Here is a 12,483-nt window from a genome sequence, read left to right on the forward strand (position 1 = left end):
CCCGGACCCGCGCCACCGGCGACCGCCGCCACGACGTCCGAAGAGACCGACGCCCGAAGGAGGTGCGGGTACGGCCGCCGTCCCCAGGGACGCGCGCACGGCCCGACCAGCATGAGCGAACCACTTGCCACGGAGGCCGCGCACCGGCACTGCCAGTCGCTCCAGGACGCCCTCGGCCGGTTCCGCCGGGAGGGCCTCGACCAGGTCGCCCGGTGGGGCCACCACCTCGCCGCCGTCCTGCCCGTCGGCGGCCGCCTGCTGGCCGCCGGCAACGGCGGCAGCGCCGCCCAGGCCCAGCACCTGACAGCCGAACTGGTCGGCCGCTACCGCGACGAACGCCCCGCCCACTCCGCCATCGCGCTGCACGCGGAGACCTCCAGCATCACGGCGATCGGCAACGACTACGGCTTCGAGCACGTCTACGCCCGCCAGGTCGCCGCCCACGGCCGGCCCGGCGACGTCCTGCTGCTGCTGTCCACCTCGGGCAGCAGCGCCAACCTGACCGGCGCGGCGGAGACCGGACGGGCCGCCGGACTGCTGGTGTGGGCCATGACCGGACCGCGCCCCAACCCCCTGGCGGACATCGCCGACGACGCCCTCTGCATCGCCGCCGGCACCGCCGCCACCGTGCAGGAGGCCCACCTCGTCGCCGTACACCTGCTGTGCGAGGCCTTCGACGAGGCGACAGCCGCTCCGGTGCCGCCCGCGAAGACCCTGCGGCACGCGCCGGGAGCGGCCGCCACCCAGGCCGCCGCCGCCCGCCGGATGCTGTCGTGACCGGCCCGGGCCCGCTGGTCGTCGTCGGGGACGTGCTCCTCGACGAGGACATCGAAGGCGTCGCCGAGCGCCTGGCCCCGGACGCGCCCGCGCCAGTCGTCGACGTGCGAGGGAAGCACCGGAGGCCCGGCGGCGCCGGTCTCGCCGCGGTGCTGGCCGCCCAGGACGGCCGCGAGGTGGTCCTCGTCACCGCCCTCGGCGACGACCCTGCGAGCGAGGCGGTACGCCGGGCGCTGAAAGGACGCGTCCGGCTGGCCGAACTCCCGCTGCGGGGAACCCTGCCGGTCAAGACCCGCGTGCTGGCCGGCGGGCGGCCCCTCGTACGCCTCGACCGCGGCGGCGGCACACCCGGCAGCCCCGGCGCCGCCGTGGCCGAGGCGCTGGCAGAGGCGGAGGCCGTCCTCGTCGCCGACTACGGCAGGCACACCGCCGACGCCGTCCGTGAACAGCTCGCCGAGGCCGCCCACCGCACGCAGCTGGTCTGGGACCCGCACCCCCGCGGCGCCGCCCCCGTCCCCGGCGCCCGGATCGTCACACCGAACGCCGCCGAGGTCCGCTCGCTCACCGGCTCTCCCGCCGACGAGGAACCCTCGCTGCGCGACTTCGCGGAACGCGGCTCGCGACTGGCGGACCGCTGGCTGGCGGCGACCGTCGCCGTCACCCTGGGCGAACGCGGCGTCCTGCTGACCCGGCCGGGCGGCGGCACGCCCATGCTCGTCCCCGCGCCCTACCGCGCCGACGGCGACCCCTGCGGCGCGGGTGACTGCTTCGCCGCGGCCACCGCCGCCGCCCTGGCGGACGGCGCACTCCCCGAGGAGGCGGTGCAGCGCGGCGTGGCCGGCGCTGCGGCGTTCGTGGCGGCGGGCGGTGCCGGCAATCCGAAGCTGTGGCGGACGGCGTTCGCCGGCCGGACGCGGCACGGGGCGGCGACGGACCCGTTCGCGCTCGTGGAGAGCGTCCGGGCGCGGGGCGGCACCGTGGTCGCCACGGGCGGCTGCTTCGACCTGCTGCACGCCGGGCATGTGGGCCTGCTGGACAGCGCGCGCCGTATCGGCGACTGCCTGATCGTGTGCGTCAACTCCGACGCCTCGATCACGCGTCGCAAGGGGCCGGGCCGTCCGCTGAATCCGGTGGAGGACCGGGTGCGGGTGCTCGCCGGACTGGGCAGCGTCGACGCCGTCGCCGTCTTCGAGGAGGACACCCCGATCGCGTTGCTCAGCAGGCTGCGGCCGGACGTGTGGGTCAAGGGCGGCGACTACTCCGTGGAGGACCTGCCGGAGGCCGACGTGGTACGCGCCTGGGGCGGGCAGGCGGTCGTCCTGCCCTACCTCGACGGCCGCTCCACCACGCTGCTCGCTCACCGCGCGGCCGAATCGGCGAAGCCGGTCGACACCCCGCCGCGCTGACCGACCACGACGGCCTGCACTCGCCGGCCGCACGGCCCGGCGCCGAAGGAGACCAGATGAGCACCCGCACCGGCGAGAGCCCGAGCACTGCGACGAGCCCGCGCCCCCGTGTCCTGGTGCTGCGGGCACTCGGTCTCGGCGATCTGCTCGCCGCCGTACCCGCCCTGCGGGCCCTGCGGCGCGGGCTGCCCGGACACGACATCGTGCTGGCCGCGCCCGCCCGGCTGACCACGGCCGCCGCGGCGACGGGGCTCGTCGACCGGCTGCTGCCCGCCTCCGCGCCCGGCAGGGCCGTACCGGCGGAGCTGACCTGGGACGGTCCGCCGCCGGACATCGCCGTGGACCTGCACGGGAACGGTCCCGCCAGCCGCGGGCTGCTCGCCGGGCTGGGGCCCCGCGACCTCTACGCCTACGGGCTGCCGGACGGTCCGGTGTGGCGGGACGACGAGCACGAGCGGGAGCGCTGGTGCCGCCTGCTCGAAGGACACGGGCTGCCGGCCGACCCCGAGGACCTGTCCGTGCCGCCGCCCACCACCCGCTCACCCGCACCGGGCGCCGTGGTCGTGCATCCGGGCGCCGACGCGGCGTCCCGCCGCTGGCCCACGGAGCGCTTCGCCGCCGTGGCGCGCGAGCTGCACCGCGCCGGACACCGTGTCGTGGTCACGGCCGGGGCGGCGGAGGCCCGGCCGGCGGCCTCGGTGGCCCGCCCGGCCGGGCTGCCCGACGGGGCGGTGCTCGGCGGGGCGGGCGGCGACATCCCGTTCGACGTGCTCATGGCCCTGGTCGCGGAGGCACGCTGCGTGGTGGTGGGGGACACCGGGCTCGCCCATCTGGCGACGGCCCTCGGCACCCCGTCCGTCACCCTGTTCGGCCCGGTGGCGCCCCGGCTGTGGGGCCCGCCCGCCCGGCCGCGCCACCGGGTGCTGTGGCACCCGGACGCCGACGACCCGCCGCGTCCCGGTGACGCCCACGGCGACCGGCCCGACGAGCGGCTGCTGCGCATCACCGTCGAGGAGGTACTCGACGCCGTACGCAGCCTGCCGCTGCCCGGGACAGGGCCACCGGCCGGTCAGGCAGCCGTGCTCAGACCGGGCTGACCGGTCAGCGCCGGCCCCTCGGTCCGTACGACCACCGGCTTCGCGGTGACCCGGCGTTCCCGGAGCACGTAGCCCGCGCCGATCGCGCCCGCGATCAGCAGTCCGCCGGTCACCAGCGCGCCGCGCGCACCGGCCAGCTCCATCAGCAGCCCGAGCGCCGGGGGACCAGCGAGGCCCCAGAGGGTACGGACACTGCCCCACACGCCCAGCACCCGGCCCCGCATGTGCGGCGGCGGATCGGTCTGGAGCACGGTCGTGCCCGCGGTGTCGGAGACCGACTCCACGAGGGCCATCGGCAGCACGATGATCAGCAGTATCGCGAGCGACGGCGAGAGACCCGCGACGATCTGCAGGACACCGCCGGCCGCCGCGAGGGCGCCCACCAGCCGCACGGACGGCTTGCGCAGCCGCGCTCCGAGCACCGCGCCCAGGATGCCGCCGACGGCGAGCACGGTGGACACGGTGCCGAAGGCCCCGGCACCGCCGGCCAGTGGCCCGACCACGAGCACGGCGAGCGTGAGCTGGTAGTTACGTCCGAAGACGGCGCTCAGCCCGGTGATCCCCGCGAGCGCGACCAGCCTCGGCCTGCGCATGAAGTACCTCAGGCCCTCGCGCATGCTCATGTCCTCGCCCGGATCCTGTGCGGCGGCGGCCTTCTCGGTCCGGCGCTCCGACCGGGCGCGGACCGCGCCCGCCACGGGGCGCAGGAACGGTATGACGGCGGTCACGAAGAGGAAGGAAAACCCGTTGGCCGCATAGGCGGCGGCCGTGCCGAGGAAGCCGACGGTCACACCGGCGAGCGCCGCGCCCGCCAGCCGGCCCGCGTTGTGCACCAGCGAACCGACGCCGATCGCGGAGGGAACGTCCTCCGTCCGGACGAGGTCGTTGCCGAGCAGCGCGCACGCCGGGCCGTCGACGGTGGCGATGACACCCGTGACAGCGGCGAGCGCCATCAGGACACCCAGGTTCAGCTGGTCCATCGCCACGAGGAACGCCGTCGTGAACGCCACGGCGCCCAGCAGCGCCTGGCTCATTGCCGCGGTCAGCTTGCGGGGCCAGCGGTCGACGGCGGCGCCGCCGGCGAGGCTCATCAGCAGCCCGGGCGCGGCCTGCACGGACATCGAGAGTCCGGTCGCGGCGGCCGACCCCGTGATCTGGAGCACCAGCAGGTTCTGCACGGTGAGCTGCATCCACGTACCGGCGTTCGACACGAAGTTCGCGACGGACCACCAGCGCATGCTGCGGTACTTGAGGCAGCGCCACGGCGAACGGTCGCCCAGCAGGCGCTGCGCGAGACGGCCGGACGGAGCCGGGGAGGCGGATGGGGCGGAGGAAGAAGAAGGCACGGTGAACACTCGGGTGACGAGCCCCCGAGGGACCCATGTGGCGGAATGCGGCGGAAGCTCGGAACACCGGCTGCACTGCGCGGTCGCTCCACCGGATCTTGACGGCTCCCCACTACGGAAGACTGTCCCCCCGCACGTCCGTTGACGGCGAAAGGCGCTCCCCGGCAGGGCGCAGCCCATCGTGGCAGACGGCTTCGGAGAAGCGGTTCGAGCGACCCCGCCCACGGTGCCCGCGACGGGCCGGAACCCTTGCGCGCACTGGGATCGGGCACTTCTGGTGTGCTTGCTCACAGGCCCTTTCGAGCGGGCGCGCGAGGCATCGCGCGAGTGCCGGAGACAGTAGCGCGCGTCACAGTGGAGTGGATGCGGTGCGGCAGGTACCCACCGGAGCCGATGCCGTGTCAGCCGCACGCCGAGCGGCATCCGAACGGGCGCGGACGGAAGGCAGAGCATTGAGCAGCGGAGTGCAGGTCGACCTTCAAGGCAGGCAGGCCCTGGTGACCGGCGGCGCGAGAGGCCTTGGCGCGGCGATCAGCCGCCGGCTGGCCGGCGCGGGGGCGAGCGTCCTGGTCGCGGACGTACGCAGGGACCTCGCGGAGGAACTGTGCGAGGACCTGGCCCGGCAGGGCGGCAAGGCGGAGTTCGTGGCGCTGGACGTACGGGACTCCGCCGCGGTCGCGGACGTCTTCCGCGAGCTGGACGAGGACGGCGGCCGGGTCGACCTCCTCGTCAACAACGCGGCCGTCGACGTCTGCAAGTCGATCGAGCACCTGACCGCCGAGGAGGTGAGCCGGGTGATCACCACCAACCTGCTCGGCCCGATGTTCCTCTGCCTGGAGACCTACCGCCGCATGGTCGCGCGTGGCGGCGGTCACATCGTCAACATCCTCTCCACCGCGGCCAACCGCACCTGGACGGAGGCGGGACCGTACGCGGCCGGCAAGTCCGGGCTGCGCGCCTTCACCCACACCCTGTTCCAGGAGGCGCAGCGCGACTGTCCCGGGATCGGCGTCACCGGCATCATCGCCGGCGGCATGGCGACCCCGTTCATCCTCGACCGCTTCCCGGACGCGGACCTGACCATGCTCCAGAGCCCCGACATCGTCGCCGACACCGTCCTTTACGCCCTGTCCGTGCCGGACACCAGCGCGGTCTCCGAACTGGTCGTCGTGCCGCGCAAGGAGCCCTCATGGCCGTGACCCCAGGAGCAGCCGCCCCGTCCTCGCCGGGCGCCGGCCGGCCGGTCGCCATCGTCACCGGCGCCGACTCCGGCATCGGCCGGGCCACCGCCGTGCGGCTGGCCGCGGCGGGCATGGACGTCGGGATCACCTTCCACACCGACCAGGAGGGGGCGCAGGAGACGGCCGAGGAGGTACGCGGCCACGGCCGCCGTGCCGCCGTCGCCCGGATGGACCTCACGGTCCTGCCCGGCGCCGCCGACGTCATCGACCGGCTCGCCGGTGAACTGGGACGGGTGGACGTGCTCGTCAACAACGCCGGCACCGGCACCGCCACACCCTTTCTCGACGTGGATCTCGACACGGTCCGCCAGGTCGTCGACGTGGACCTCGTCGGCCCGTTCCTGTGCGGTCAGCGGGCCGCCCGCCGCATGATCGACCAGGGGGACGGCGGCAGGATCGTCAACGTCACCTCGGTCCACGAGCATCAGCCGAGGGTCGGCGCCGCCCCCTACTGCGCGGCCAAGGGCGGTCTCGGTCTGCTCACCCAGGTGATGGCCCTCGAACTCGCCGAACACGGCATCACGGTCAACTCCGTCGCGCCCGGGGAGATCGCCACTCCCATGACCGGCCAGGAGGACACGGACGTCCACGCCGAGGAGCGGCCGGGCATCCCGCTGCGCCGCCCCGGCGACGCACGGGAGGTCGCGGCGGTCATCGCATTCCTCGCGGGCCGGGACGCGGCTTACGTCACCGGAGCGTCGTGGTCGGTCGACGGCGGGATGCTGCGGATGGGCCCCATGGCAGGATCGCACCTCCAGGACGACTCCTGGCGCAGGCCCTGAGGCAGCGGCCCGAGCCGTACCGGCCCCGGCGACCATGAGGACCGCTCCCGCCCCCTCATGCGGGAGCGGCCTCGTCGGTGGGGGCCGTGCCGTGGTGCTGCGGCCGTGTCGCGCGGGCCGCGGTGTTGCGGGCCGTTCCCGTGCCGCGGCACGGGAACGGCTGTCAGTCGGGGAGGCCGCCGGCGACGGCGACGTTCCCGTACCAGAGGGCGCTCTGCTTCGGAGTGCGCCGCTGCGTCTCGAAGTCCACGCGCACGATGCCGAACCGCATCCCGTAGCCCTCGGCCCACTCGAAGTTGTCGAGCAGCGACCACAGGAAGTAGCCCCGGACGTCGGCCCCTTCCTCGATGGCCCGGTGGACCGCCCGCAGATGGCCGTCGATGTAGGCGATCCGGTCCGTGTCGTCGATCCGGCCGTCGGCGTCGACGGTGTCGTCGAACGCCGCGCCGTTCTCGGTGATGTACATGGCCAGGCCGGGATGGTCCTGGCTGATCCGGACCAGCTGCCGGCGCAGGCCGTCGGAGTCGATCTCCCAGCCGATGCCGGTCCTCGGCAGACCGCGGTCGAGGAAGCGCACGTCCTCGGCGCCGGGCCACGGTGACGGGCCGGAGGGCTCGCCGCCGCCGGCGACCCGGTAGGACGTGTAGTAGTTGACGCCGAGGAAGTCGACCGGCGCCCCGATGATCTTCTCGTCCTCCGGCTCGATGTGGCCGGTGCCGCACACCCGCTCGAAGTGCTCCCGCACGTCCGCCGGGTACGCACCCTCCACCACCGGGTCGAGGAAGAGACGGTTCTGGAGCAGGTCGATGCGGTGGGCGGCGTCCAGGTCGGCGCTGCTCTCGGTATCGGCGTCCACGGGATAGAAGTTGAGCGTGATCCCGACTTCGGCGTCGGGCGCCGCGGCGCGCACCGCGGGGACCGCGAGGCCGTGGCCGAGCAGCAGGTGGTGGGCGGCGATCAGCGAACCGGCCGGGTCGACGGCGCCGGGCGCGTGGATGCCGTTGCCGTAACCGAGGAAGGCCGCGCACCACGGCTCGTTGAGCGTGCCCCACAGTTTCACGCGGTCGCCGAGCGCCTCGCTCACCAGCTGGGCGTACTCGGCGAACCGGAAGGCCGTGTCGCGGTTCCGCCAGCCACCCTCGTCCTCCAGGGCCTGGGGGAGGTCCCAGTGGTAGAGCGTGAGGGCGGGCCGGATGTTCTTCTCCAGCAGGGAGTCGACCAGCCTGCTGTAGAAGTCCAGGCCCCGGGCGTCGGCCGGACCGCGCCCGTCCGGCTGGATGCGCGGCCAGGCCACGGAGAACCGGTAACCACCCATGCCCAGTTCGGACATCAGGGCGACGTCCTGCTCGTAGCGCGCGTAATGGTCGGCGGCCACGTCGCCGTTGTGGCCGTTCGCCACCTTGCCCGGCGTGCGGGAGAACGTGTCCCAGATCGACGCTCCACGGCCGTCCTGGCTCACCGCGCCTTCGATCTGGTACGCGGACGTGGCCACTCCCCACAGGAATCCCGGTGGAAAGGCCGATGCGGCCGGCGGGCGCGTGAGCCCTGCGGGAACCGGATCGTTCTCTGCGGTCATCGTCATCCTCTGATCGGTCGATCGCCGGTCGGCCGCGGGGCGCCCGCGGCCACCGGGCACGAACTGGGTGGAGCTGCTGAAGAGCGCTCCCGCTCCGGCGACCGGCAGCTCTGCGGCGGGGCAGGCGAAAGACCAGAGCTGTTCGTCAGCCGGAATGGGAGCGCTCCCATGAGATTCGGTCAGCGGGCGCGGGTTGTCAAGAGTGCGGGGTTCTGCCGCGGTCATTGACATGGGCCGCGGGAGCCGCTTCATTGGTCCGCGGCGCCGCACAAGTGGTGCCGGCCCTCTTTTTCGTGTCCGGTCGTGAAGGGCCGGGCTCCCGTGAGGGTCGCGGCGCTCGTATGGGAGCGCTCCCGTCCATCTTGGTCCGACCGCCCTGACTCGGCCGGCGAGGTGTCTTTGATGGGAGCGCTCCCGATGCTGCGTCGCGAAGAGCCGCCGTGAACCATCCGCACGCGTTCGCTTCCGTCCCCCACCCAGGAGGCCCGTACGATGTCCCGCGCCCCGCACCCGCGACCACGACGCCTCGGCCGTTCCGGCGCGGCAGCCGCCCTCGCGGCCGCGCTCACCGCCACCCTCTTCGCTCCGGCCTCAGGAGTCGCGGCGGAGGCAGCGGCCCCCGCGGCGGCGGCCGGCAGCGACCCGAGTCCCGTCCGCGTCAACCAGGTCGGCTACCTCACCGCGGCCGACAAGGTCGCCACCGTCGTGGCCGCCTCGACGTCGCCGCTCTCCTGGCAGCTGCGAGGCGCCGGGGACAACGCGGTCGTCGCCTCCGGCACCACCCGTGTGCACGGCAGCGACCCCGCCTCCGGCGACCATGTGCACCAGGCGGACTTCTCCTCGGTCACCCGCGCCGGCGACTACCGCCTCAGCGTCGACGGCGCCGGATCCAGCGTGGCCTTCACCATCCAGGACAAGGCCCTCTATCCCCAGCTGGGCCGCGAGGCCATGCAGTACTTCTACTTCCACCGCATGGGCACCCCGGTCGAGGGCCAGTACCTCCAGCACGGCGCCCACGCCCATGCCGCGCTCCACCCCGGCGACAGCTCCGTGCCCTGCTACAACGCCTGGTGCGGCGGCGAGCGGCTGAACGCCGCCGGCTCCTGGGCCGACGCCGGCGACTTCGGCATCTACCCCGTCAACCACGCCATCTCCGCCTGGACGCTGCTCAACCTCTACGAGCGCGACCCCGCGGCCTACGGCGACGGCAGCCTGCCCGTCCCCGAGCGCGGCAACGGCCGTCCCGACATCCTCGACGAGGTCGAGTACGGCTCGCGCTTCATGGCGGGGATGCTGCCCTCCACCGGCCTCGCTTCCCACAAGGTGCACAACCACACCTGGAGCGCCTTCCCCGTCACCGACATCGGCGCGGAGAACGCCCTCGCCCGCTCCGCCATGCCGCCGTCCACCAACGCCACCTACGCGGTCGCCCGCACGAACGCCCAGCTCGCCCGGGTGCTGCGGCAGTACGACCCCGCCCGCTCGGACGCTCTCTGGGCGAGCGCCAGGACCGCCTGGCAGCGCGCGGAGGCCATGCCCGACGTCGACTACGCGGTCGACTCGGACGCGGAGGGCGGCGGCGACTACCCCGACACCAGGAACAGCGACGACCGGTACGCCGCGGCGGCCGAGCTCTACCTGACCGCCCACCGGCGCGCCGACGGCTCGGCCGCCGGCTACCGCTCCGCCGTCACCGGATCGCCCCACTACGGCCAGGTCGCCCAGTTCGACTGGGCGGAGGTCGCCACCGCGGGAACGCTCTCCCTGCTGACCGTCGCGGCCGACCTGCCCGCCGCCGACATCGCCAGGATGCGCGGAAGCCTGACGGCCTTCGCCGACTCGGTCGTCACCACACTGAACGCCGAGGGCTACCCGGCCCTCATCCCCGGCTCCGCGAAGTACCCCTGGGGCTCCAACTCCTTCATCGCCAACCGGATGCTCCTCCTCGGCACCGCCCACGACCTGACCGACGACGTCCGGTACCTGAAGGCCATGCACCGCGCCATGGACTACCTCATGGGCAACAACGCGATGCGCCTGTCCTACATCACGGGCTACGGGGAGTACGCGGAGACCGATCTGCACGACCGGCTCGCCTGGGGCGCGTACCCCGGTACTCCCTATCCGAAGGGCTGGCTTTCCGGCGGGCCCAACAACGAGAACATCAACGACCCGGCGACGCCCACCGGGAGGCCGGCCGCGAAGTCCTACGCCGGTCCGGACACCGCGCCGGAGGCCTGGGGCTCAAAGGAGAACACCATCAACTGGAACGCGCCGCTCGCATGGACGGCGACGTACCTCGACCGCACGGCGGACCGGCTCTCGAACGGCGGCCCGGGCCCGCAGCCGGAGGAGTCCCTGCTCTCCCAGGGCCGCCCCGCGTGGGCGTCGTCCTCGGAGAACAGCGGGCTCGCGCCCGGGCAGGCGGTCGACGGCCGCGACGACACCCGCTGGAGCAGCGCCTTCCAGGACCACCAGTGGATCACGGTCGACCTCGGGTCGTCCCGCACCGTCTCGCGCCTGACGCTCAAGTGGGAGGCGGCGTACGCCAGATCGTTCACGGTCCAGGTCTCCGACGACCCCGGCTTCGGCACCTCGACGGAGCTGTACGCGACGACCTCGTCGACGGGCGGCACACAGCAGCTCGCCGTCGCGGGTCAGGGGCGCTACGTCAGGCTGCTGGGCCGGGTCCGGGCCACCCCGTACGGCATCTCGCTCCACGAGTTCCAGGTCCACGGCCGCTGAGCGGAACGGGCCTTGTCCGCAACGGGCGTCGGCACGCCTCGGCCGGCAGGTCCGCAGGACGCCGCGCAGCCGATGCGGGGCGGCCGGCGGGCCGGCCCGTCAGGCCGTGTCCCGGCGCACCAGCTCGGTGCGCACCACCACGTTCCGCCAGGCCGCGCCGGGGGCGGCCATCTGGTCGAGGAGGACGCCGACCATGGTGCGGCCCATCTCCTCGACCGGCTGCCGGACGGTGGTCAGCTGCGGGTCGGTGTGCTGGGCGAGCGGGGAGTCGTCGAAGCCGATGACGGCCACGTCGTCGGGCACCCGGCGCCCCGCCGCGCGCAGCGTGTGCAGGGCGCCGGCGGCCATCACGTCGGAGGCGGCGAACACGGCGTCGAGGTCCGGGTGGAGCCGCAGCAGCTCCGCCATGGCGTGACGGCCGCTCTCCTCGGTGAAGTCGCCCGCGGCCACCCAGGAGGGGTCGAAGTCCTCGCAGGCTCCGCGAACCGCCTCCTCGTAACCGCGCAGCCGGCACTGGGCCACGTACATGTCCGCGCGGCCCGTGATGGTGACGATCTTGCGGCGGCCGGTCGAGGCCAGGTGGCGCACGGCGATCCGGGCCCCTCCGGCGTTGTCGGAGTCGACGTAGGAGACCGTCTCGTCGCTGCTGCGGCGGCCGCCGAGGACGGTGGGCATGTCCATCTCGGAGAGCAGGTCCGGCAGAGGGTCGTCACGGTGCACGGAGACGAGCAGTACGCCGTCGATCCGGCGGGCCTTCGCGTACTGGAGGAACCGGCCGCGTTCACGCTCCGTGCGCACCAGGGTCAGCAGCAGCTGGAGCTCCGTGTCCGCGAGGCCCATCCCGACGCCGTGGATGATCTCGGAGAAGTAGGGCTCGGTGAAGAACCGCTTCTCGGTCTCCGGAATGACCAGGGCCACGGCGTCGGTGCGGCTGCCGGCGAGGGCGCGGGCCGCGTGGTTCGGGATGTAGCCGAGCTCGGCGATGGCCTGCTCCACGGCGTGCCGGGTCGAGTCGCGCACGCCGGGCGACTTGTTGATCACCCGGGAGACGGTGCCCCGCCCGACGCCGGCCAGGGCGGCGACCTGCTCGAGTGTGGGCTGGCCGAAACGGCCCCGTGCTGCCATGCGTGACCTCCGGAGGGGTGGTGCGGTATCCGTCGATTCTCCCTGGAGACCATGGTGACAGAGAGTTCGGGAGCGCTCCCATTATTGATCCATCCGCTCCGGCTTGTCGAGGAGCGCCGGCCGGGGGAGCCGTGCCACGGGCGGTGGTGGCGCGCGGCGGCCCATTTGGGCCGATTGAGGGTCTTTGGTCGCACTGAAAGGGGGGAGATTCTCACGCCGGCGACATCTCGGAGCAATAAAGCTCTGCTGCCCGACCTTGACAGAGGGTGTCGTCGCCGCGAAGCTTTCGAACCAAGCAGTAGTGGGAGCGCTCCCACTTGCCCGCCGGGCCCGCTCGGGCCTGCCCTTGCACCGCTTCCTCCACTTCCCCTCTTGTGACCGGTCCTGT

Annotated in this window: 9 protein-coding genes; 6 read left to right on the top strand and 3 right to left on the bottom strand. The window is 73.7% G+C overall.

Translation table 11 applies throughout. The annotated features are described in order from the left end of the window. Positions 1–111 precede the first annotated feature (111 nt). Genes ACTMTU_RS19745 through ACTMTU_RS19755 form a run of 3 tightly spaced genes read left to right on the top strand, consistent with a single transcriptional unit; the run spans position 112 to position 3,280 of the window. Entirely contained in the window at positions 112–777 is a 666-nt protein-coding gene (locus ACTMTU_RS19745; RefSeq protein WP_441264808.1) for a D-sedoheptulose-7-phosphate isomerase, read from the top strand. After that, on the top strand, positions 774–2,183 hold the full coding sequence (gene rfaE2 / locus ACTMTU_RS19750; RefSeq protein ID WP_441264809.1) for a D-glycero-beta-D-manno-heptose 1-phosphate adenylyltransferase: 1,410 nt from the start codon (positions 774–776) through the stop codon (positions 2,181–2,183). Before ACTMTU_RS19745 ends, rfaE2 begins: the two co-directional genes overlap by 4 nt. Positions 2,184–2,239: 56 nt before the next feature. After that, the gene (locus ACTMTU_RS19755; protein WP_441264810.1) at positions 2,240–3,280 is read left to right on the top strand and encodes a glycosyltransferase family 9 protein; all 1,041 of its coding nucleotides are present in this window, start codon (positions 2,240–2,242) and stop codon (positions 3,278–3,280) included. Here ACTMTU_RS19755 and ACTMTU_RS19760 read toward each other — a convergent pair. Beyond that, the gene (locus tag ACTMTU_RS19760; protein ID WP_441264950.1) at positions 3,253–4,518 is read right to left on the bottom strand and encodes an MFS transporter; all 1,266 of its coding nucleotides are present in this window, start codon (positions 4,516–4,518) and stop codon (positions 3,253–3,255) included. The genes ACTMTU_RS19755 and ACTMTU_RS19760 overlap by 28 nt on opposite strands. Before the next feature lie 560 nt (positions 4,519–5,078). On the opposite strand from ACTMTU_RS19760, the gene ACTMTU_RS19765 reads away from it, so the two are divergent. Together ACTMTU_RS19765 and ACTMTU_RS19770 are read left to right on the top strand one after the other, a co-directional pair. Beyond that, complete coding sequence (locus ACTMTU_RS19765) at positions 5,079–5,825, top strand: SDR family oxidoreductase (protein ID WP_441264811.1); 747 nt, start codon at positions 5,079–5,081, stop codon at positions 5,823–5,825. Further along, a complete protein-coding gene (locus tag ACTMTU_RS19770; protein ID WP_441264812.1) occupies positions 5,816–6,649 on the top strand; it encodes an SDR family oxidoreductase in 834 nt (277 codons plus the stop codon). Before ACTMTU_RS19765 ends, ACTMTU_RS19770 begins: the two co-directional genes overlap by 10 nt. A 163-nt stretch (positions 6,650–6,812) precedes the next feature. On the opposite strand, the gene ACTMTU_RS19775 is transcribed toward ACTMTU_RS19770, so the two are convergent. Beyond that, positions 6,813–8,225, bottom strand: coding sequence for a GH1 family beta-glucosidase (locus ACTMTU_RS19775; RefSeq protein ID WP_441264813.1), 1,413 nt, complete (start codon positions 8,223–8,225; stop codon positions 6,813–6,815). Positions 8,226–8,717: 492 nt separating this feature from the next. On the opposite strand from ACTMTU_RS19775, the gene ACTMTU_RS19780 reads away from it, so the two are divergent. Further along, positions 8,718–10,970 carry a glycoside hydrolase family 9 protein gene (locus ACTMTU_RS19780; protein ID WP_441264814.1) on the top strand — a complete coding sequence of 751 codons (2,253 nt, stop codon included), beginning with the start codon at positions 8,718–8,720 and terminating at the stop codon, positions 10,968–10,970. 99 nt (positions 10,971–11,069) lie between these two features. Here the strand turns inward: ACTMTU_RS19780 and ACTMTU_RS19785 are convergent, their stop codons facing one another. After that, the gene (locus ACTMTU_RS19785) at positions 11,070–12,095 is read right to left on the bottom strand and encodes a LacI family DNA-binding transcriptional regulator (RefSeq protein ID WP_441264815.1); all 1,026 of its coding nucleotides are present in this window, start codon (positions 12,093–12,095) and stop codon (positions 11,070–11,072) included. Positions 12,096–12,483 lie beyond the last annotated feature (388 nt).

Origin of the sequence: Streptomyces sp. OZ13, from assembly GCF_052068155.1 — a bacterium.
Lineage (GTDB): Bacteria > Actinomycetota > Actinomycetes > Streptomycetales > Streptomycetaceae > Streptomyces.